Genomic DNA, 19,608 nt, shown 5'->3' with positions numbered 1-19,608 from the left:
CCAAGGCGAGTAGCGGGGTCGGTGGGCAGCGAGCGGGCGCTGGCCCGACGCATCACATACGAGCGGGAAAAGCGCGGGTGGAAGCAGGTTGCGCTGGCCGCCAGGATGAGCGCGCTCGGCTGTCCCCTGACACAGAGCGCGATCTCCAAGATCGAGAATGAGGACCCACCACGCCGCATCACCGTTGACGAACTGGTGGCCTTCTCTCAGGTGTTCGAGATCTCTGCGGAGGAACTGCTCCTGCCGCCCGAATTGGTTGCCGACCATGAGGCACTGGCCTTGCTCGAGGAGTGGCGGGCAGCCCGGACTGCCGAGTCGCAGGCGCAGTTGAAGCTGGTGGCTCATACGCGGGAGCACCCCCACACAGCTGCCGCCATCGAGGACCTGCTCGCTGACGACGATCGCCTCTGGCTCGATTTCTCGGCACGACGGGATGCGTACGGGGCCGTTCACGAGATGGCGAAGCACAACGCTGGAAGGCGGTCGACCGATGGCAAGCATTAGGAAGCAGCCGAGCGGGCGGTGGCAGGCTCGCTACTACGACCACGCGGGCAAGCAGCACGCGCGCCGTTTCGACCGCAAGGTGGACGCGCAGCGGTGGATCGACGAACAGTCCTCAGCACTCGTCACCGGGACCCATGTCGACCCGCGCACCTCGCGCCAGACCGTCGACCAGTGGTGTGACACCTGGCTGGCCGGCTACGGCTCTCGGGCGCCGAGCACCGTGCGACAGGCAAAGGTCCACCTACGACTGATCCGCGAGGCTTTCGGGCCTCAGCCGCTCGGTTCGGTGCGGCCCTCCGCCGTGAAGGCGTGGACTGCAGGGCTGGCCGCGCAGGGCTACGAGCCGAGCTACATCTACGCGACCTACCGGCGCTTCGCCCAGGTGATGGGCGACGCAGTGCACGACGGCATCATCCCGAGGTCTCCCTGCTCGAGGAAGACGGCGCCCAAGTCGGGGGAGCAGCGGCCCTACGTGGCCACCACGGCGCAGGTCTGGGCTCTGCACGCGGCTTTCCCCGAGGGTCTGCGGCCCGCGGTGCTCCTAGGGGCGTTCGCCGGCCTCCGGGTGGCCGAGGCGGCCGCGCTGAGGGTGTCCGACGTCGACTTCATGCGCGGCATCGTGGCGCCCGAGATCCAGTACCCAGCCAAGCCGTTGAAGTCCGACACGTCACGCACGCCGATCCCGATTCCCTCCGAGCTGGCCCTGATGCTCTCGGCCGAGGTCGCCCGGACTGGCGCGGACGTCCTGGTCACGTCGGAGATCATGCGGGCCTCGACCCCGTGGGCGATCGAGCGCGCGATGCGCGACGTGCGGGGGAGTGTGAAGGGTCTGCCAGAGGGCTTCCGCTTCCACGACCTGCGGCACTACTTCGCGAGCCTGCTCATCTCGGCAGGGCTCGACGTCAAGATCGTCCAGGCGCGACTGAGGCATGCTTCAGCGATGACCACCCTCAACACGTACGGGCACCTGTGGCCCGACAGCGACGAGTCCTCACGGGCTGCCGTTGCGGTCGCGCTGGCAGCCCGTGAGGACAAGTCAAGGACAAAGGAGGTGGCCGACTGACGTTTCCGCAGGTCAGCACCCCTGAGTGGCCTAGATGTCGAAGTACATCTCGAACTCGTGCGGGTGCGGGCGGAAGCGGATCGGGTCGACCTCGTTCTTGCGCTTCCACTCGATCCAGGTCTCGATGAGGTCCTTGGTGAAGACGTCACCCTCGAGCAGGAACTCGTGGTCGGCCTCGAGGGCGGCGAGCACCTCGGGGAGCGAACCGGGCACCTGCGCGATGGCGTCGTGCTCCTCGGGCGGCAGCTCGTAGAGGTCCTTGTCCACCGGCTCCGGGGGCTCGATGCGGTTCTTGATGCCGTCCAGGCCGGCCATCAACATCGCGGAGAACGCGAGGTAGGGGTTGGCCGACGGGTCCGGCACGCGGAACTCGACGCGCTTGGCCTTCGGGTTGTCGCCGGTGATCGGGATGCGGATGCAGGCTGAGCGGTTACGGGCCGAGTAGACCAGGTTCACGGGCGCCTCGTAGCCGGGCACCAGGCGGTGGTAGGAGTTCACCGTCGGGTTGGTGAACGCCAGCAGCGCCGGAGCGTGCTTGAGGAGTCCACCGATGTACCAGCGGGCCAGGTCGGACAGGCCGCCGTAGCCGCGCTCGTCGTAGAAGAGCGGCTCGCCGTCCTTCCAGAGCGACTGGTGCGAGTGCATGCCCGAGCCGTTGTCGCCGAAGATCGGCTTCGGCATGAAGGTGACCGTCTTGCCGCCGTCCCACGCGACGTTCTTGACGATGTACTTGAACTTCAGCACGTCGTCCGCGGCCTGCTTCAGCGTGTTGAAGCGGTAGTTGATCTCCTGCTGACCGGCGGTGCCGACCTCGTGGTGGGCGCGCTCGACCGAGAGGCCGGCGGCTTCGAGGGCCAGGGTCATCTCGTCGCGCATGTCGGCGAAGTGGTCGGTCGGCGGGACGGGGAAGTAGCCACCCTTGTAGCGGGTCTTGTAGCCCTTGTTGCCGCCCTCCTCCTCGCGCCCGGTGTTCCAGGCGGCCTCGACGGAGTTGATGTAGTAGTAGCTGGCGTTCTGCTTGGTCTCGAAGCGCACGTCGTCGAAGACGTAGAACTCGGCCTCGGCGCCGAAGTACGCGGTGTCGGCGATCCCTGTCGACTTGAGGTAGGCCTCGGCCTTGGCCGCGATGTTGCGCGGGTCGCGGGAGTACTCCTCGCCGGTGAACGGGTCGACGATGGAGAAGTTGAGGATGAGCGTCTTTTCCTTGCGGAACGGGTCGAGGTACGCGCTCGTGGGGTCCGGGATGAGCTTCATGTCGGACTCGTGGATGGCCTGGAAGCCGCGGATCGAGGATCCGTCGAACATCTGCCCTTCCTTGAAGAACTCCGCGTCGAGGCTCTTGGCGGGCACGTTGAAGTGCTGCATCACGCCGGGCAGGTCACAGAACCGCACGTCGACGAAAATGACGTCCTCGTCCTTGATGAACTTCAGGACCTCGTCAGCATTGCTGAACAAACCAACCTCCTGTGGTGGGGCGGGCGAATCCGCCCATGGCTCAACTGGTGTCGGCGTCGACCCTAACGGGTGGGGATTTCTCGCCCATGACCCGAATGTTTCGCCGGTGTTACGCGGACATAGGCTTTCCGCGTGGTCGACCGCAAGGACATCGGTTCGTGGCTCCAGGGGCCGGGTTCGCGCTCAGGCGCGCCCGCGGCATACCCCGGTGAGCGTCTGGGTATGCCGCGCGAAGGCGCCGGTTCGATGGGCCGGTTCGGGCGCCGCCTGGTGGGCGTCGTCATCGACTGGACCGCCTGCCAGCTGATCGCGGCGGCGCTGTTCCACGTGCCGCTGCCGTTCAGGGGAGTGGCCTCGGGGACCGACACCCTCATCCTGCTGGCGATCTTCGCCCTGGAGAACCTCCTCCTGCTCAGCACGACCGGCTACACCCTCGGCCACCGCATCGTCGGCCTGCGCGTGATGTCCCTCGACGGTCGCACGCCCAGGCCCACCCAGGTGCTGGTGCGCACTGTGCTGCTGTGCATGTTCCTGCCCGCGATGTTCTGGGACAAGGACGGTCGCGGCCTGCACGACAAGGCGGCTGGCACCCTCCTCGTGCGCAGCTGACCGACTGGCAGGCTCAGCCGGGCGGTCGGTCAGCGCCGGCTGATGACGTCGCGGATCCGCCCCGTCGCCTCGGCGAGGATGTCGATGATCTCGCGGCTCTGGTCGCTCGTGAGCCCGTGCCGTTTCCACGCGCCTCGCGCCTCGGACCGCAGCTCGGCAACGGCCTCCTCGAGATCGCGGATCGCCTTGGGGTCGCTGCCCTTCCAGCCTTGCCACGGCTCCGGGCCACCGACCGGTGTCGCCGTGCGGCGGGCCTCCTGCGCCGCGGCCCTGAGCTCGGCGCGCAGGTCCTTGGTCTGGCCACGGACGCGCGAGCGCACCTGCTCGGCGAGCTCGCGCACCGACAGGTCGAGATCGGACTCGAGGCTGGACAGGTCGTCCTGGCGTGCCCGGACCTCCTCACGGCCGGCCTCGGTGATCCGGTAGATCGCCTTGCGCCCCTCGTCGGACCGCTGCACAAGGCCCTCCTCCTCGAGCTTGGCCAGCCGCGGGTAGACGGTGCCGGCACTGGGGGAGTACAGCCCGTTGAAACGGTGCTCGAGGTCCTGGATCACCTCGTACCCGTGCCGGGGACCCTCGTTGAGCAGGGCCAGCAGGTACAGGCGGAGCTGGCCGTGCGCGAAGACGGGGCTCATGCGGACGCCTCGTCCGAGGGCGCTGCCGGGCTCGCCTTGAGGACCACGACGTTGCCGGAGACGGCGTTGGCCCTGAGGCGCAGGCTGCCGTCGCCGTCGGTGAGCCGGTTGCCGGGTTGGCGTGAGTGCTTGTGGATGGTGTGGCCGTCGATGACGACCTGGCCCGATGCGGTGTTGGCCGTGACGTCGTAGCCACCGTGCGGCGCACGGACGGTCACGTCCCCGGAGACCGAGTTGGACTTGATCGTGGCAGCGCCGTTGACCAGGTCGAGGGCCACGTCGCCGCTGACCGTGCTGATGCTGACCTCGGGCACGTCGCTGTGCTGGGCGGTCACTGCACCGGACACGGAGTGCACCTTGAGCGGGCCGCGCACGTTGCCGCACTCGACCTCGCCGCTCACGGTGTTGACGTCGACGGGGCCGACGATGTCGTCGATCGTGATCGAGCCGGAGACGGTGTTGGCCCTGGCGCCCGCCCGCATGCCGGCGAGCAGCCCGCTGGCGCTGACCGTGCTCACGGAGGTCTCGGCGTCCTCGGGGATCGAGATGCTGATCGCGACCCGGTTGCGCTCGAGGCCGTCGAAGGCCTGACGCACCCGCTCCAGGATCCGGGTGGAGTCCACGCCGTGGGTGATCTTGAGCTTCGTGCCGTCCCAGGTGACCTTCACCGGCATGCCCTCGACCTTGGCGATCTCGACCCGCGCCGTGGGGGAGTCGGCGTGGGTCACGACGTCGACCCTGCCGCCGACGATCGCGACGCTGAGCCGACGGACCCGCTCGCCGTCGCCGCCGATGTCGAGCACCCTGGCGGTGTCGATCGACCATTCCTCGCTCATGGGATGTCCTTTCGTTGAGGGGTCATCTCGCGCTATATCGCGTTGTTGAGACTCACGTTATATCGCGTATGCCGCGAGGGCAAGTCCCAGTGCAGGGTGATCCTTCGGGCCCTCATCACGCCTGAGACAATCCCTTCCGTGACGAGCCACCGCATCGCCCTGTGCACCTGGTCCGACCCGTCCTACGTCGACCCGGAGCCACCGCAGATCGCTGAGGCGTTGCACGCCCTGGGTGTTGCCGCCGAGGTGGTCGTGTGGCACGACGAGGCTGACTGGGCATCCTTCGACCTCGTGGTGATCCGTTCGACGTGGGACTACTTCGACCGCCTCGACGCGTTCCTCGAGTGGGCCGACCGGGTTGACTCGGTCTCGCGAATCATCAACAGCCCCAACATCATTCGCTGGAACTCGCACAAGGGCTACCTCTCGGAGCTGGGCGAGGCCGGCATACCCGTGCTGCCCAGCCTCCCCCTCGCGAAGGGGGCCGCCCACCCGGTCGACCGGATGCTCGCCACCGGCTGGGCCGACGTCGTGATCAAGCCGGCGGTCGACGGCGGCGCAAGGGGCGCCCTCAAGGCGCCGGCCGGCTCGGCCGAGGCGGGCGCACACCTGGGGGCGCTGGTCGCCGCCGGCGACACGATCGTCCAGCCGTTCGCCCCGAGCGTCGAGCTGGGGGAGACGTCACTGTTCTTCTTCGGCGGCGAGTTCTCCCATGCCGTGCGCAAGGTGCCCAAGGCGGGCGACTACCGCGTGCAGGCGCTGCACGGTGGCTCCGAGGAGGTGCACGAGCCGAGCCCGGCGGAGCTCGACGTCGCGGCCCGGGCGATGGCCCTGGCCCCGGACGAGCTGGTCTACGCGCGCGTCGACCTCATCGACGTGGATGGTCAGCCGACGCTGATGGAGCTCGAGCTGATCGAACCCGACCTGTTCCTGCGCCTCGCGCCCGGCTCCGTGACGCGCTTCGCGGCGGCCGTTGCGGCAGCGGCGGCGGCTGGTGCGCTAAGGTCACGGAATGATTACGAAATGAGAACGCTCCCACGCAGGTCTTGACCGGGCGGCGCCTGCGGTCCCACGCTGGCCGGGAGCGCTCCCATAAGGGGGCCCGACGAAAGGTGCAACGGTGCACTCACGCTCTCGCTGGCTGGTTACCGCAGCCGCAATGATCGCTACGGCCGCCCTCACCGCCGCCTGCGGTGGCGACGACGGCGGCTCTTCCTCATCCAGCGGCGAGAAGATCACGCTGCGGGTGAGCACGTTCGGCAAGTTCGGCTACACGGACCTCTACAAGCAGTACATGAAGGACCACGCGAACATCACGGTCGTCGAGACCGCCGAGGGCGACCTCGGCAAGTACAACACCCAGCTCATCCAGCGCATCGCGGCCGGCTCGGGTGCCGGGGACGTCGTGGCGATCGAGGAGGGCCAGGTCGTCAACTTCCTCCAGAGCGCCGACAAGTTCGTGAACCTGCAGAAGTACGGCAGCAACGAGCTGAAGGACAACTGGTTGCCGTGGAAGTACTCGAACGCCACGACCGCGGACGGTGCGACGACCATCGGCCTTGGCACCGACGTCGGTGGTTTGGCCATGTGCTACCGCAAGGACCTGTTCGAGAAGGCCGGGCTGCCCACCGACCGCGTCGAGGTCGGCAAGCTCTGGCCCACCTGGGACGAGTACATCGCCACCGGCCAGAAGTACCAGGCCGGGATCAAGGACCCGAAGTCCCACTTCGTCGACAGCGCGACCAACACCTACAACTCGATCCTCATGCAGTCGGGTGACCACACCTACTTCGACCGCAGCGACAAGCTCGTCGTCGACAGCAACCCGGCCGTGAAGTCGGCCTGGGACGAGTCCCTCAAGATGGTCGACACTGGCCTGTCGGCCAAGCTCAAGGCGTTCTCGCCGGAGTGGAACGCCGGGTTCAAGAACGGTTCGTTCGCGACCCTCGCCTGCCCCGCGTGGATGACCGGCTACATCAAGGACCAAGCGGGCGCCGAGAACACCGGGAAATGGGACATCACCACGATCCCCGGCGGTGGCGGCAACTGGGGTGGTTCCTGGCTCGGCGTCCCGACGCAGAGCAAGCACCAGAAGGAGGCAGTCGAGCTTGCCAAGTTCCTCACGACCGGCGAGAGCCAGCTGGCGGCGTTCAAGGCGGCCGGAAACCTGCCCTCCAATCCCAAGCTCTACACCGAGGCAGCCCTCAAGGACGCCAAGAACGACTACTTCAACAACGCGCCAGTGGGAGAGCTGTTCGTGGCCGGCGCCGCCAACCTGAAGCCGGTCTACCTCGGCGCCAAGAACCAGCCTGTCCGTGATGCCGTGGAGAACACCCTGCGCGCCGTCGAGGGCGGTCAGCGCACCGCGGCAGCCGGCTGGACGGAGGCCGTCGCGGCCGCGCAGAAGGCAGCCAAGTAGCCGCGACCCCGCGGCACACCCAGCTGCGGTCGGGTGTCGGCGCTCTCGCGAGCCGGCACCCGACCGCCACCACCCTGCACGACCACACCCAGCACGACCGCACCCCAGCACGACCGCACCCAGGAAGGAGAGCCGTGACCACCACCACGCCCGAGAAGGTCGTCGGCGCAGCCCCGCCGACGACCGGCTGGCGGCAGCGGCTCCGGCGAGCCGACACCCGCCWGTCGCCCTACGCGATGGTCTCGCCGTTCTTCATCCTGTTCGGGATCTTCGGCCTCTTCCCGCTGCTCTACACGGCCTGGGTCTCGACCCACGACTGGAGCCTCCTCGCGGGAGACCAGGGCTGGCTCGGACTCGGCAACTACAGCGAGCTGATGCAGGACAAGGACTTCTGGAACGCCATGCTCAACACCTTCGGGATGTTCGTGGTGGCCACCGTCCCCCAGCTCGTCCTCGCCATGGTCCTGGCCCAGATGCTCAACTCGCGGCTGCGGGGGGCGACCTGGTGGCGGATGGGCATCCTGCTCCCGAACGTCACCTCGGTGGCCGCGGTCGGGATCATCTTCACGATGATGTTCAGCCGGGACTTCGGGCTGTTCAACTGGATCCTCGGCCACGTGGGCGTCGACCCGATCGCGTGGCAGGACCACCGGTGGTCGTCGTGGCTCGCCATCTCGACCATGGTCGACTGGCGCTGGACCGGCTACAACGCCCTGATCCTGCTGGCTGCGCTGCAGTCGGTGCCCACCGAGATCTACGAGGCCGCCCGGATCGACGGGGCGAACGGCTGGCGGACGTTCTGGTCGATCACGGTCCCGATGCTGCGCCCCACCCTCATCTTCGTCTCGGTGGTCGCCACGATCGGTGGCACCCAGCTGTTCACCGAGCCACTGCTGTTCAACCCCGGAGCGAACTCGATCGGGGGCGGCACCACCGGCCAGTTCCAGACGGCCGCGATGTACCTCATCCAGCAGGCCTTCACGGGCCAGCGGTTCGGGTATGCCGCGACCATCGCCTGGGTGCTCTTCCTCTTCATCGCGGTGTTCTCAGCCGTCAACGTGCTGCTGCTGCGGCGCATCCGGTCGGCGGAGTGAGGCGACGATGACCCAGATCCAGCTCCCCGCCGCGGTGCCCCCCGCCGTCCCCGAGGTCGAGGCGCCCAGCGCCCGCAGAAGTCGGTCGCTGGCCCGGCTGGCGGCCCAGAGCACCGGCGCCACTCCGGCGAGCAAGCTCGTCTACCTGTGCCTGGCGATCTCCGTCCTGCTGTCCGCCGGGCCCCTCTACTACATGGTCGTCATGGCCTCCCGGCCGAACAGCGACATCACCTCGGTGCCACCGCCGCTCACGCCAGGCGACCAGCTCGGCACCAACGTCTCCCGCGTCTTCGCCAACCAGGACGTGATGTTCGGCCAGGCGATGGTCAACTCCGTGCTGGTCGCGGGAGTGGCCACCATCTCGGTCGTGGTGCTGTCCGCGCTCGCTGGCTTCGCCTTCGCCAAGCTCCGCTTCCGCGGACGAAATGCGTTGCTGCTCATCGTGATCGGGACCATGATGGTCCCGGTCCAGCTGGGGCTGGTCCCGCTGTACATGTTGATGGGCAAGCTAGGGCTGGCAGGCACCCTGCCGTCGGCACTGCTGCCCTTCCTGGTGAGCGGGTTCGGGGTCTTCATGATGCGCCAGTACGCCGCGCAGGCGATCCCCAACGAGCTCATCGAGGCGGCCAGGGTCGACGGGGCGTCGACGTTCCGGATCTTCTTCTCCGTCGTCTTCCCGATCCTGCGCCCCGCCGCAGCGGTGCTCGGGTTGCTGACCTTCATGGAGCGCTGGAACGACTTCCTCTGGCCCTACCTGACGCTCGACGCCGAGCACCCGACGGTGCAGGTCGCGCTGTCCCGGCTGTCGGGTGGCTACTACACCGACCAGGCGCTGGTCATGGCCGGGACCCTGCTGGGGACCCTGCCGCTCGTCATCGTGTTCATCGTGTTCGGCCGCCAGATCATCGGCGGCATCATGCAGGGCGGAGTCAAGGGATGACCATGCCGATCCACCACAGCCCACTGTCGCGCGGCGACTTCCCCGACGACTTCGCCTGGGGCGTCGCCACCTCGAGCTACCAGATCGAGGGGGCGACGTCCGAGGGCGGCAGGGGACCGTCGATCTGGGACACCTTCGCGGCCACGCCCGGGCGAGTGGTCGGCGGTGACAACGGCGACGTGGCGGTCGAGCACTACCACCGCTACGCCCAGGACGCGGACCTCATGGCCGGTCTGGGCGTCGACGCGTACCGCTTCTCGATCGCGTGGCCACGGGTGCAGCCGCACGGATCGGGTCCGGTGAACCAGGCCGGGGTCGACTTCTACAGCCGCCTCGTCGACAGCCTGCTGGAGCGGGGCATCACGCCGTGGGCCACGCTCTACCACTGGGACCTGCCACAACCACTCGAGGACCTGGGGGGCTGGCCGGCCCGCGACACGGCATACCGCTTCGCGGAGTATGCCGCGCACGTCGCCGACGCCCTCGGCGACCGGGTCAAGCACTTCATCACGCTCAACGAGCCGTGGTGCTCTGCCTTCCTCGGCTACGGCAGCGGGCGGCACGCGCCCGGTCGGGCCGACGGCGCCGACGCCCTGGCCGCCGCGCACCACCTGATGCTCGGGCACGGGCTGGCGGTGCAGGCGCTCCGCGAGCGGGTGCCTGACGCGCAGGTCGGGATCACCCTCAACCTCTACCCGGTCGCCGGTGCCCACGACGGGCACGGCGTGGACGACGCGGTGCGCCGGATCGACGGCCTGTCCAACCGCTGGTTCCTCGACCCGGTGCTGCGGGGCTCCTACCCCAAGGACGTGGTCGAGGACGTGGCCCACGTCAGCGACCTCGCGTTCGTCGCCGAGGGGGACCTGGAGACCATCAGTGCCCCGCTCGACTTCCTCGGGGTGAACTACTACACCCGGCACGTCGTGGCGCCTGGAGCATTCCCCGGGTCGGGCGTCGTCGACTTCACCGACCGCGGGTTGCCCACCACCGCGATGGGCTGGGAAGTGGACGCCGACGGGCTCTTCGACATCCTCACGAGGGTGACCCGCGACTACGGCGACCTCCCGCTCGTGATGACCGAGAACGGTGCCGCCTTCGACGACGAGGTGGCCCCCGACGGCACCGTCCACGACCCGCGCCGGATCGACTTCCTCGCAGCCCACCTCGAGGCGGCCGCGCACGCCGTGGGGGCGGGCGTCCCCCTGAGGGGCTACTTCGCCTGGTCGCTGATGGACAACTTCGAGTGGGCCGAGGGCTACGCCAAGCGCTTCGGCATCGTGCACGTGGACTTCGAGACCCAGGAGCGGACCGTCAAGGACAGCGGACGTTGGTATGCCGCGTTCCTCGCCCGTGACCGCACGCAATACTGACCCCATGAGGCACAGCTCGTGAGCAGCGGCACCGGCCAGCCGACCCTCGAGGAGGTGGCGGCCCGCGCAGGGGTGGGACGCGGCACCGTCTCGCGGGTGGTGAACGGGTCGCCTCAGGTGTCCGAGCGCACCCGCGTCCGGGTGATGCGGGCGGTCGACGAGCTCGGCTACGTGCCCAACATGGCGGCGCGCGCCCTCGTGACCCGCCGGACCGGCGCCATCGCCCTGGTCATCAGCGAGCCGGAGGAGCGGATCTTCGGGGAGCCGTTCTTCGCCGGCGTCGTCCGCGGCATCACCACCGTGGTGGGGGAGGCGTCGCGACAGCTCGTGCTCGCCCTCGTGCAGACCCGCGAGCAGGTCGACCGCCTCGACACCTACCTCACGCCCCAGCACGTCGACGGGGTGCTGATGCTCTCGGCCCACGACGCGGACACCCTCCCGGGCCGGCTCCAGGGGCGGGGCCTGCCCATCGTCTTCTGTGGCCGCCCGGGACAGCCCGGGGAGATGAGCTACGTCGACGTGGACAACACCGGCGGCGCGCGAGACGCGGTGACCCACCTCGTGTCGAGCGGTCGCAGGGTGGTCGCCCTCATCGCGGGACCGCAGGACATGATCGCCGGTCGCGACCGCCTCGACGGTTACCGCCAGGCCCTAACTGAGGCAGGCCGGGAGGTCGACGAGTCGCTGGTCGAGGTCGGCGACTTCAGCGAGGTCAGTGGTGCCGCGGCCATGACCGCACTGCTCGAGCGGCGTCCTGACATCGACGCGGTGTTCGCGGCCAGCGACCTCATGGCGCTGGGCGCCCTGCGGGTCCTGCGCGAGGCCGGTCGTAGGGTGCCCCAGGACGTGGCCATGGTGGGCTTCGACGACGGCCCCCTGGCAGCGGTCGCGAACCCCCCGCTCACGACGGTGCACCAGCCGATGGAGCAGCTCGGCCGTGAGATGGCGACGATGTTGCTTGCGCAGATCAGCGCTGGGGGGGTGTCCACCCCCGAGCAGCGGGTCCTCGACACGTCGCTGGTCGAGCGCGCCTCGGGCTAGAACCAGGGTCGGTGGAGACTACCGGCCGCGCATGGCCTTGCGGTCGACGCGCGCCCGCATCGGGTCCATGCCGGCGGGGATCGGCGGGCGCAGGCCACCGAGGGACTTGAGGCGCTTGTTGACGGCCGACACCTCCTCCTTGGTGAGGACGGGCTTCATCCGGGTGAGCTTGCCGGTGAGCTTGCGGATCGACACCTCGTCGGCGCCGTCACCGACGACGATCGCGGTCACGGGAACACCGGGCGCGACGCGCTCGACCTTCTTGCGCTCCTGCGTGAGCAGCTTGGTGCGACGGGCATCGGGGCCCTCGCCGATGAGCACGATGCCGGGGCGACCCAGAGCCCGGTAGACGAACGCCGCACCCGCGACGTCCTCGGGTCGAGTGCCACGTGCACCGTCGACGGCGACCGGCTGCTGGTCGAAGTACCAGCCACGCCGCAGCGAGCCCAGCGCGGCCCCAGCGGCTCCGGGCTGGCCCTCGAGGGAGCGGTAAGCCGCGCGCTCGGCCATCCGGGACAACACGAGGGTGGCCGCGAGCAGAGCCAGCGGGAAGGAGAGCACGAGGGCGTACTTCCAGTGACCGACGAGCACGCCGATGCCCGCGCCGACGGCGAGGACGGCCAGGAACGCGAGCAGCATCCACCACGGGATCGTGGGGTCGGCCTTGCGCGATGCCGTGAAGACCTGGCGGACCTGGGCGAACCGGCCCGGCTTCTTGGGCGTGTCCGACTGCTGCTTTTCCTTGCGGGCCATGAGGGTCAGGATACGGGTGTCAGGCGGGGGCGCCCAACACGCCCGGCTGGCGTGCGGCGAGGAGGGAAGAGGCCTCCTGGCGGGCGGGGTCACCGGCGGCCTCGGCGAGGTGCTGGAGGTGCTCGGGGATCTCGCGACCCCACTTCTTCATGGCCGTCGCCCAGAGGCGTCCGGCGCGGTAGGAGGAGCGCACCAGGGGGCCGGCCATGACGCCCTTGAAGCCCATCTCCTGGGCGACGTCGCTCCAGTGCACGAACTCCTCGGGCTTGACCCACCGGTCGATCGGGTGGTGCAGCTTGGAGGGGCGCAGGTACTGCGTGATGGTGAGGATGTCGCAGCCCGCGTCGTGCAGGTCGGCGATCGCCTGCTCCACCTCGTGGTCCTGCTCACCCATGCCGAGGATGAGGTTGGACTTGGTGACGAGCTCGGCGTCGCGGGCCATGGACAGCACCTTGAGCGACTTCTCGTACGTGAAGGCGGGCCGGATCTGCTTGAAGATGCGCGGCACGGTCTCGAGGTTGTGGGCGAAGACCTCGGGACGCGCGTCGAACAGCTGGCCCACGAGCTCGGGCTTGGCGCCGAAGTCGGGGGGCAGGATCTCCACACCGGTGTTGGGGTTCTTGGCGTGGATCTGGCGGATCGTCTCGGCGTAGAGCCAGGCGGCGCCGTCGGGCTGGTCGTCGCGCGCGACGCCGGTCACGGTCGAGTAGCGCAGTCTCATCTGGGCCACCGACTCCGCGACCCGCCGGGGCTCGTCGCGGTCGAGTGACTCGGGCCGGCCGGTGGCGATGTCGCAGAAGTCGCAGCGGCGGGTGCAGACGTCACCGCCGATGAGGAAGGTCGCCTCGCGGTCCTCCCAGCACTCGAAGATGTTGGGGCACCCGGCTTCCTGGCAGACCGTGTGCAGACCCTCGGTCTTCACCATCGAGTGGAGCTTGGTGTACTCCGGGCCCATCTTCGCGGTCGTGCGGATCCACTCGGGCTTGCGCTCGATCGGCGTCTCGGCGTTGCGCGCCTCGACGCGCAGCAGTCGGCGGCCCTCGGGTGCGATGGTCACGAAGACTCCCTTGCCCTCTCGGTGGTGCACGTGCCCTGTGCAGCGACCCGGTCGGGTCGTCCGGTATGCCGTGGGGCACGGGTGCGCCCGGAGGTCACCGGGCGTCCCTCAAGGGTACGCCTGCCCTCGGAGGACTATTCCCGCGCCTCACCTCCGGGAGGGGTGGCGGGTCAGGCCGAGACCTTGCGACTGTGGAACAGCGCCCGGGTGAGCAGGTCCACGGTCGGCCCGACCAGGATCGAGACCAGCAGGGTGCCCGGCCCGACGGCTGCTCCCAGGGACCAGCCGCCCACCGCGCTGACCGCCTGCAGCACGGTGTAGCTCCACTTGAAGGGCAGTGGCGGGTCGAACGAGATCGCAGCCGCCTCCGCCGGGCCGGCACCGGTGTGCGACGCGAGGTAGCCGGCCACCCCCAGCGACAGCAGGGCGAACGCCGCCGCCAGCTCCACGAACCGGGGTCCCAGCGTCGTCGGGGTCGGTAGGACAGGGAGCAGCACGTTGACGGTGGCCCCGACGACGACCATCTGCACGACCGTGCCCACTCCCGGTCGGGTGCCCCGGCTCCAGGCCACCCCGATGAGCAGGATCCCCGCCCCGACGTTGACGACGACGAATGGCAGCCCGGAGGCCTTCGTGAGGCCCGAGATCAGGGTCGAGTAGCCGTCCGAGCCGAGGGCCGCGTCGAGGAGACAGGCCACTCCCGCGCCCAGGACCACGCACGAGAGCACCAGCTGCACCAGGCGTCGTGACAGGGCGGCGGGCGTGGAGCCCTCGGGGGCGACCGACGTGTCCGCGGTGGTCGGGTGCCGGTCGGCGGCCCTCACGCGCCCGAGGCGAGGACGTCGAAGAGGTGCTTCTCGGCATACGGGAGGACGTCCTGGACGGTGACCACGCGCCCGGCTTCGCGGCTGATCGAGCTCACCCCGGCGTCGTCGATCCCGCAGGCGACGATGTTGTCGGCCCAGGCAAGGTCCGCGTCGCAGTTGAGGGCGAAGCCGTGCATGGTGACCTGTCGGCTCACCCGCACGCCGATCGCGCCGAGCTTGCGGTCCGGACGACCACCAGGGGCGTCGTCGGCCAGGGCCCAGACGCCACTGCGACCCTCCACCCGCGTCACGTCCACGCCGAAGTCGCGGCAGGTGCGGATCATGACCTCCTCGAGGCGGCGCACGTGGGCCACGACGTCGATCGGGACACCGTGCAACCGGACGATCGGATAGCCGACCAGCTGACCGGGCCCGTGCCAGGTGATCAGCCCGCCCCGGTCGACGTCGATGACAGGGGTGCCGTCGAAGGGCCGTTGGTGTGCCTCGGTGCGCTTGCCCGCGGTGTAGACCGCGGCGTGCTCAAGCAGTAGCACCGTGTCCTCCGCACCCTCGACGACCGCGGCGTGCACCTCACGCTGGTGGGCCCAGGCAGCCTCGTAGTCGACGAAGTCGGGGGCGAAGCCCACGTGCTCGAAACGCATGCGGGTCAGCCTACGCCCGAGGGAGACGGCGGGTTTCCAGACGCTCCTCGACGGCACCCGCGGCGCTACCAGCGTCGCGACTGACGATGAACGCAGCCTTTCCGTCCCGCTCGGTGACGGCCTCGACGAGCTCGGTGCGGTGGTAGACCAGCCCGACCCCGTCGTCCGTGCAGTGCGTCGTCGGCAGCGTGCCGTCAGCCACGAGGCGGTGCACGAGGGGGCGCCGGCGTTCCTCGGAGTCGTAGTGCACGCCGTTGCCGTACGGCAGGAAGCCCAGGCCGTCGGTCACCGCGCGGAGCTCGGGGCCGAACGAGTCGGTCGTGCCCCCGGCATACCAGCAGATCGAGCCGGCGGAGACGCCGGCGAGGACCACTCCCGCCTCCCAGACCCGTCGGAAGACAGCGTCCAGCTCGTGCACCCGCCAGACCGCGAGGAGGTTGGCGACCGACCCGCCGTTGACCCAGACGACGTCCTGGGACAGGAGGTGGCCCTCCACGTCGTCGAGGTTCGGCATGGGGAACAGGTGCAGGTTCGTGACGGCGAACCCGGCCGCCCGTCCCGCCTCGTCGACCTCGGCGGCGAAGCTCCGCTGGTCCCCGCTAGCCGTGCCGAGCACGGTGACCTCGGGGGTGCCCTCGGCGCCGGAGAGCGCGACCGCGTGGTGCACCAGGGCGTCGAACTCGAAACGGCTGCGCTGGGCCATGCGGTAGCCACCCGAGGTGGCGAGGATGGTCGGCTGGTCTGCAGGCATGCCCCGACTCTAGGAGGGGCCTGTGGACAACTCGCAGGCTGGTGTCGCTGGACTGGGCATAGTGGCGCGATGAGTACCGAGAGCGCTGCGACGCGGCCAGACGTGCCCGGCTACCTACTGGGCGAGCTCTTGGGGCGCGGGGGATCCGGCACCGTGTGGGCCGCGACGCGGGACAGTGACGGGGCGGCTGTGGCCGTCAAGGTGGTGCCGGTCGGCCAGTCCGACCAGGCCGACTCGCTGGCCCGCGAGCTGGCCGTGCTGGCCAGGGTCGACGTCGAAGGGCTGGTCGCGTTCCACGAGGCGGTCGGGTTGCCGGGTGAGCCTGCCGCGGTCGCGTTGGTGCTCGACCGGGTGCGCGGTGGTTCCCTGGAGGGCCTCGTCCGGGCGCGCGGCCACCTGAGCGTGGGGGAGTCGGTGACGATGCTCGCTCCGGTCGCCCGGGCCCTGGCGGGCCTGCACGGGCTGGGCGTCGTCCACGGCGACGTCACCCCGGCCAACGTCCTGGTCGAACGCACGGGGCGACCGCTGCTGGCCGACCTCGGGGTCGCCTCGTTGGTGGGCGAGCTGCCCGGGGAGCTCTGGGGCACCGAGGGCTTCGTCGCGCCCGAGGTCCTCGATCGCGGCGTGGTCACCGCCGCCTCCGACGTGTATGCCGTGGGTGCGCTCGCCTGGTGGTGTGTCACCGGCTCGCCGCCGGCACCGGTGGCCCTGCGTCGACCCCTCGAGGAGCTTGCGCCCGGTCTGCCGCCCGCGTGGTCCGAGATCACGTTGCGTGCACTGCACAGCGACCCACACGCCCGCCCCACCGCTGCTGAGCTGGCCCTGACCTACTACGACTCGGCCCCGTGCGAGCCGCTCCGACTCGTGGTGGGCAGCGACGAGACGTCACTGCTGACCCAGCGCCTGCGGCAGTCCGGGGCGGCAACTCCGGTCGATGGCGCGGAGCGGCGCTCTCGTGAGCCGAGTCGGGCTCCTGCGCTCTGCACCCTGCTGGTGCTGGCTGTCGGACTCGGCTGCGGCGGACTGATGGCCGGCGGCCGCCTCGCCACGCCCGACTGGGTCCACCGGTCGCGGGACGCGGCCGCCCCCTCGAGCGCCTCGCGCGACGGGCTGCTGCCCGTCTCCGCTCCTGGCCCGACGGGTGCGCCGACGCAGGCGGGAGGGGGCGGCGTCTCCCGCGCTCGGCGGGACCTCGCGGCGGACCCGACCGCCCCGCAGACCGATCCACGCGGACTGATGTCCGCACTGGCCGGGTTGCGGGCCGAGGTGACGATGTCGAGGTCGGCCGCGGCACTCGCCCGCCTGGACGTCCCCGGCTCCGCCGCCATGGCCCAGGACACCGCGCTGCTGCGGGACCTCGACACCTCGGGCCAGTCCTGGGAGGGCGTGGCGCTGACAGTGACGTCGGCCCGCACCGTGAGGCACACCGCGACCACGGCTGCGGTCGACGCGGTGGTGGGGACGGCGGCATACCGGGTCGTCGACACCGCGGGTCGGGCCCAGACACGCCCGGCGGTCGCGGGCGAGGAGCTGCGCTACCAGCTGAGGTGGACGTCCGGACGGTGGCTGGTGGACAGCATCACGGGCGACACCCTCTAGGGCCGTTGGGACAACACCCAACGTAAGGCGGACTCGACCGTCGGGTCCTGGTGGACGAAGCCGGACTCGGTGAGCCTCGCGGGAACGGCGCGCTTGCTGGTGAGCACCTCGTCGGAGAAGCCGCCGAGCACCAGCTTGATCCCGAAGGCCGGGGCCGGCAGCAGGGCGGGCCGGTGGATCTGGCGGCCCAGCTCCCTCGCGATGTCGAGCTGGTGGTCAGGGTGTGGTCCGACGAGGTTGACCGGCCCCTCGATCTCGGAGCGGTCGACGAGGTGGGCCAGGCCGCCCACGGTGTCGCGCAACGAGATCCACGGCCACCACTGACGCCCGTTGCCCAGGGGGCCGTTGATGCCGAGCCTGGCCAGCGGCAGCATGCGCGAGAGTGCACCGCCATCTGGCGCGAACACCAGGCCGGTGCGGGTCGTGGCCACCGACAGACCGGCCGCACGGGCCGGCTCCGCTGCCGCCTCCCACGCCCGGACCACCTCGCTGAGAAAGCCTTCGCCGGGAGCGGACTCCTCGGTCAGGACCTCGTCCCCGCGGTCGCCGTAGAAGCCCACGGCCGCGCCGCTGACCAGGCGGACTCGCTGACCCTGCGCGGCCAGGGTCGCGAGGGTGGTGGCGATGGTGGTGGTGCCATCCACGCGGGAGGCCAGGATCTCCTGCTGGTAGGCGGGGGTCCACCGCCTGTCCCCGACACCCGCGCCCGCGAGGTGGACCACGGCCGTCACGCCGCGCAGGGCAGACGGGTCGAGGCGACGGTTGGCCGGGTCCCACTGGACCTCGTCCGGCGCGGAGGGAGCCCGCCGCACCAGGTGGACGACCTCGTCGCCGCGCCCCCGCAGGAACGCCGACAGCGCGCTGCCGATCAGTCCGGAGGCACCGGTGATGGCAACACGCTGCGGCATCTGCTGAACCTGCTCGACCGACTCCGCTACAGACCGAGGTCGGACTCGAAGTTGCCGTCCTCGAGACGCGACTTCATCGTCGTGAGGAAGCGGGCGGCATCGGCACCATCGACGACGCGGTGGTCGTACGACAGCGCGAGGTAGACCATCGAGCGGATCGAGATCGTCTCGCCGCCGTCACCGTCGGACACGACGACCGGGCGCTTGACGACCGCACCCGTGCCGAGGATGGCGACGTTGGGCTGGTTGATGATCGGGGTGTCGAAGAGCGCTCCGCGACTGCCGGTGTTGGTCAGCGTGAAGGTGCCGCCGCCGAGCTCGTCCGGGCCGATCTTGTTGGTGCGGGTGCGCTCCGCGAGGTCGGCGATCTTGCGGGCCAGCCCGGCGATGTTGAGGTCACCGGCGTCCTTGATGACCGGCACGAGCAGGCCGCGCTCGGTGTCGACCGCGACGCCCAGGTTCTCGGTGCCGTGGTAGGTGACCTCGGTGCCCTCGACGCTGGAGTTGACCGCCGGGTGGGCCTTGAGGGCCTCGACGGCCGCGAGCGCGAAGAACGGCAGGAAGCTGAGCTTGGTGCCCTCACGCTGCTCGAACTCGGTCTTGGCCTTGGTCCGGAGTCGGGCGATCTTGGTGACGTCGACCTCGACCACGGTGGTCAGCTGGGCCGACACCTGCAGCGACTCGACCATCCGCTTGGCGATGGTCTGCCGCAGCCGCGACATCTTCTCGGTCGTGCCCCGCTTGGGCGAGACCGAGGCGGCCCCACTGGATGCAGCCGGTGCGGACGTGGCTGCTGCGGCCGGCGCCGGGGTGGAGGCTGCAGCAGGGGCGGGCGCGGCAGCGGCCTCTTCGGCGGCCTTGGCCGCGTCGAGGACGTCCTGCTTGCGGATCCGTCCGCCGACGCCGGTGCCCTTGAGAGAGCCGAGGTCGACGTTGTTCTCCGATGCGAGCTTGCGCACCAACGGAGTGACGTAGGCCGAGGCATCAGTGTCGTCGGATCCCGAGGCAGCAGGTGCCGGCGCCGGCGCCGGTGCGGCGGCGGGGGCGGGGGCGGCCGGGGCCGCGGCGGGAGCCGGGGCTTCCTGGGCGGCGGGGGCCTCCTGGGC

Annotated in this window: 20 protein-coding genes; 10 read left to right on the top strand and 10 right to left on the bottom strand. The window is 70.1% G+C overall.

Going from position 1 to position 19,608, the window contains the following annotated elements; translation table 11 throughout:
• Window positions 1-21 precede the first annotated feature (21 nt).
• Together AC1DXJ_RS10235 and AC1DXJ_RS10230 are read left to right on the top strand one after the other, a co-directional pair.
• On the top strand, window positions 22-504 hold the full coding sequence (locus tag AC1DXJ_RS10235; protein WP_477636890.1) for a helix-turn-helix domain-containing protein: 483 nt from the start codon (window positions 22-24) through the stop codon (window positions 502-504).
• Complete coding sequence (locus AC1DXJ_RS10230) at window positions 491-1,567, top strand: tyrosine-type recombinase/integrase (protein WP_477636889.1); 1,077 nt, start codon at window positions 491-493, stop codon at window positions 1,565-1,567. The genes AC1DXJ_RS10235 and AC1DXJ_RS10230 overlap by 14 nt, the downstream gene beginning before the upstream one ends.
• Window positions 1,568-1,597: 30 nt before the next feature.
• On the opposite strand, the gene glnA is transcribed toward AC1DXJ_RS10230, so the two are convergent.
• Complete coding sequence (gene glnA / locus AC1DXJ_RS10225) at window positions 1,598-3,022, bottom strand: type I glutamate--ammonia ligase (RefSeq protein WP_477613276.1); 1,425 nt, start codon at window positions 3,020-3,022, stop codon at window positions 1,598-1,600.
• Between the two features lie 132 nt (window positions 3,023-3,154).
• Between glnA and AC1DXJ_RS10220 the strand changes: the two genes are divergently transcribed.
• On the top strand, window positions 3,155-3,631 hold the full coding sequence (locus AC1DXJ_RS10220) for an RDD family protein (protein WP_477613275.1): 477 nt from the start codon (window positions 3,155-3,157) through the stop codon (window positions 3,629-3,631).
• Between the two features lie 29 nt (window positions 3,632-3,660).
• Here AC1DXJ_RS10220 and AC1DXJ_RS10215 read toward each other — a convergent pair whose 3' ends face one another.
• Together AC1DXJ_RS10215 and AC1DXJ_RS10210 are read right to left on the bottom strand one after the other, a co-directional pair.
• Window positions 3,661-4,266: a PadR family transcriptional regulator gene (locus tag AC1DXJ_RS10215; RefSeq protein ID WP_477623610.1), complete on the bottom strand. Its 606-nt coding sequence runs from the start codon at window positions 4,264-4,266 to the stop codon at window positions 3,661-3,663.
• Window positions 4,263-5,102, bottom strand: a complete 840-nt coding sequence (locus tag AC1DXJ_RS10210; protein ID WP_477623611.1) for a DUF4097 family beta strand repeat-containing protein — start codon at window positions 5,100-5,102, stop codon at window positions 4,263-4,265. The genes AC1DXJ_RS10215 and AC1DXJ_RS10210 overlap by 4 nt, the downstream gene beginning before the upstream one ends.
• 138 nt (window positions 5,103-5,240) lie before the next feature.
• Between AC1DXJ_RS10210 and AC1DXJ_RS10205 the strand changes: the two genes are divergently transcribed.
• The 6 genes from AC1DXJ_RS10205 to AC1DXJ_RS10180 all read left to right on the top strand — a co-directional run bounded on the left by AC1DXJ_RS10205 (window position 5,241) and on the right by AC1DXJ_RS10180 (window position 11,966).
• On the top strand, window positions 5,241-6,152 hold the full coding sequence (locus tag AC1DXJ_RS10205; RefSeq protein WP_477636888.1) for an ATP-grasp domain-containing protein: 912 nt from the start codon (window positions 5,241-5,243) through the stop codon (window positions 6,150-6,152).
• Between the two features lie 109 nt (window positions 6,153-6,261).
• Window positions 6,262-7,521 (top strand): ABC transporter substrate-binding protein, encoded by a 1,260-nt coding sequence (locus AC1DXJ_RS10200; protein WP_477613271.1) that lies wholly within the window; start codon window positions 6,262-6,264, stop codon window positions 7,519-7,521.
• 134 nt (window positions 7,522-7,655) lie between these two features.
• Entirely contained in the window at window positions 7,656-8,615 is a 960-nt protein-coding gene (locus AC1DXJ_RS10195; protein ID WP_477636887.1) for a carbohydrate ABC transporter permease, read from the top strand.
• Between the two features lie 7 nt (window positions 8,616-8,622).
• Entirely contained in the window at window positions 8,623-9,555 is a 933-nt protein-coding gene (locus AC1DXJ_RS10190; RefSeq protein ID WP_477633372.1) for a carbohydrate ABC transporter permease, read from the top strand.
• Window positions 9,556-9,557: 2 nt separating this feature from the next.
• The gene (locus AC1DXJ_RS10185; RefSeq protein WP_477636886.1) at window positions 9,558-10,925 is read left to right on the top strand and encodes a GH1 family beta-glucosidase; all 1,368 of its coding nucleotides are present in this window, start codon (window positions 9,558-9,560) and stop codon (window positions 10,923-10,925) included.
• Between the two features lie 18 nt (window positions 10,926-10,943).
• Complete coding sequence (locus AC1DXJ_RS10180; RefSeq protein ID WP_477613267.1) at window positions 10,944-11,966, top strand: LacI family DNA-binding transcriptional regulator; 1,023 nt, start codon at window positions 10,944-10,946, stop codon at window positions 11,964-11,966.
• An 18-nt stretch (window positions 11,967-11,984) separates the two neighbouring features.
• On the opposite strand, the gene AC1DXJ_RS10175 is transcribed toward AC1DXJ_RS10180, so the two are convergent.
• From AC1DXJ_RS10175 to AC1DXJ_RS10155, 5 genes are all read right to left on the bottom strand, one after another.
• The gene (locus tag AC1DXJ_RS10175; protein ID WP_477613266.1) at window positions 11,985-12,719 is read right to left on the bottom strand and encodes a DUF4191 domain-containing protein; all 735 of its coding nucleotides are present in this window, start codon (window positions 12,717-12,719) and stop codon (window positions 11,985-11,987) included.
• Window positions 12,720-12,738: 19 nt separating this feature from the next.
• A complete protein-coding gene (gene lipA / locus AC1DXJ_RS10170; protein ID WP_477636885.1) occupies window positions 12,739-13,776 on the bottom strand; it encodes a lipoyl synthase in 1,038 nt (345 codons plus the stop codon).
• 170 nt (window positions 13,777-13,946) lie between these two features.
• Window positions 13,947-14,600: a DUF6198 family protein gene (locus tag AC1DXJ_RS10165; protein WP_477613264.1), complete on the bottom strand. Its 654-nt coding sequence runs from the start codon at window positions 14,598-14,600 to the stop codon at window positions 13,947-13,949.
• Window positions 14,597-15,244, bottom strand: coding sequence for a lipoyl(octanoyl) transferase LipB (gene lipB / locus AC1DXJ_RS10160; RefSeq protein WP_477623614.1), 648 nt, complete (start codon window positions 15,242-15,244; stop codon window positions 14,597-14,599). Before lipB ends, AC1DXJ_RS10165 begins: the two co-directional genes overlap by 4 nt.
• Before the next feature lie 10 nt (window positions 15,245-15,254).
• Window positions 15,255-15,995, bottom strand: coding sequence for a Type 1 glutamine amidotransferase-like domain-containing protein (locus AC1DXJ_RS10155; RefSeq protein ID WP_477623615.1), 741 nt, complete (start codon window positions 15,993-15,995; stop codon window positions 15,255-15,257).
• Window positions 15,996-16,064: 69 nt separating this feature from the next.
• Between AC1DXJ_RS10155 and AC1DXJ_RS10150 the strand changes: the two genes are divergently transcribed.
• Complete coding sequence (locus AC1DXJ_RS10150; protein ID WP_477623616.1) at window positions 16,065-17,594, top strand: protein kinase domain-containing protein; 1,530 nt, start codon at window positions 16,065-16,067, stop codon at window positions 17,592-17,594.
• Here the strand turns inward: AC1DXJ_RS10150 and AC1DXJ_RS10145 are convergent.
• Together AC1DXJ_RS10145 and sucB are read right to left on the bottom strand one after the other, a co-directional pair.
• Window positions 17,591-18,502 (bottom strand): TIGR01777 family oxidoreductase, encoded by a 912-nt coding sequence (locus AC1DXJ_RS10145; protein ID WP_477623617.1) that lies wholly within the window; start codon window positions 18,500-18,502, stop codon window positions 17,591-17,593. The two genes, AC1DXJ_RS10150 and AC1DXJ_RS10145, sit on opposite strands and share 4 nt — an antisense overlap.
• A 26-nt stretch (window positions 18,503-18,528) precedes the next feature.
• A partial coding sequence (gene sucB, locus AC1DXJ_RS10140) for a 2-oxoglutarate dehydrogenase, E2 component, dihydrolipoamide succinyltransferase (protein WP_477636884.1) occupies window positions 18,529-19,608 on the bottom strand: 1,080 nt, incomplete at its 5' end.

Source organism: Pedococcus sp. P2_D9 (assembly GCF_056404275.1).
Note: the sequence above shows the minus strand (reverse complement) of the source record. Positions and strands in the feature narration are given on the sequence as shown.

What these genes read in the sequence shown, in the direction of transcription:
- AC1DXJ_RS10230 (WP_477636889.1), top strand. Translation starts at nt 491, where the DNA reads ATGGCAAGCATTAGGAAGCAGCCGAGCGGGCGGTGGCAGGCTCGCTAC.
- AC1DXJ_RS10215 (WP_477623610.1), bottom strand. Translation starts at nt 4,266, where the DNA reads ATGAGCCCCGTCTTCGCGCACGGCCAGCTCCGCCTGTACCTGCTGGCC.
- AC1DXJ_RS10210 (WP_477623611.1), bottom strand. Translation starts at nt 5,102, where the DNA reads ATGAGCGAGGAATGGTCGATCGACACCGCCAGGGTGCTCGACATCGGC.
- AC1DXJ_RS10200 (WP_477613271.1), top strand. Translation starts at nt 6,262, where the DNA reads ATGATCGCTACGGCCGCCCTCACCGCCGCCTGCGGTGGCGACGACGGC.
- AC1DXJ_RS10190 (WP_477633372.1), top strand. Translation starts at nt 8,623, where the DNA reads ATGACCCAGATCCAGCTCCCCGCCGCGGTGCCCCCCGCCGTCCCCGAG.
- AC1DXJ_RS10185 (WP_477636886.1), top strand. Translation starts at nt 9,558, where the DNA reads ATGCCGATCCACCACAGCCCACTGTCGCGCGGCGACTTCCCCGACGAC.
- AC1DXJ_RS10175 (WP_477613266.1), bottom strand. Translation starts at nt 12,719, where the DNA reads ATGGCCCGCAAGGAAAAGCAGCAGTCGGACACGCCCAAGAAGCCGGGC.
- lipB (WP_477623614.1), bottom strand. Translation starts at nt 15,244, where the DNA reads ATGCGTTTCGAGCACGTGGGCTTCGCCCCCGACTTCGTCGACTACGAG.
- AC1DXJ_RS10155 (WP_477623615.1), bottom strand. Translation starts at nt 15,995, where the DNA reads ATGCCTGCAGACCAGCCGACCATCCTCGCCACCTCGGGTGGCTACCGC.
- AC1DXJ_RS10150 (WP_477623616.1), top strand. Translation starts at nt 16,065, where the DNA reads ATGAGTACCGAGAGCGCTGCGACGCGGCCAGACGTGCCCGGCTACCTA.
- AC1DXJ_RS10145 (WP_477623617.1), bottom strand. Translation starts at nt 18,502, where the DNA reads ATGCCGCAGCGTGTTGCCATCACCGGTGCCTCCGGACTGATCGGCAGC.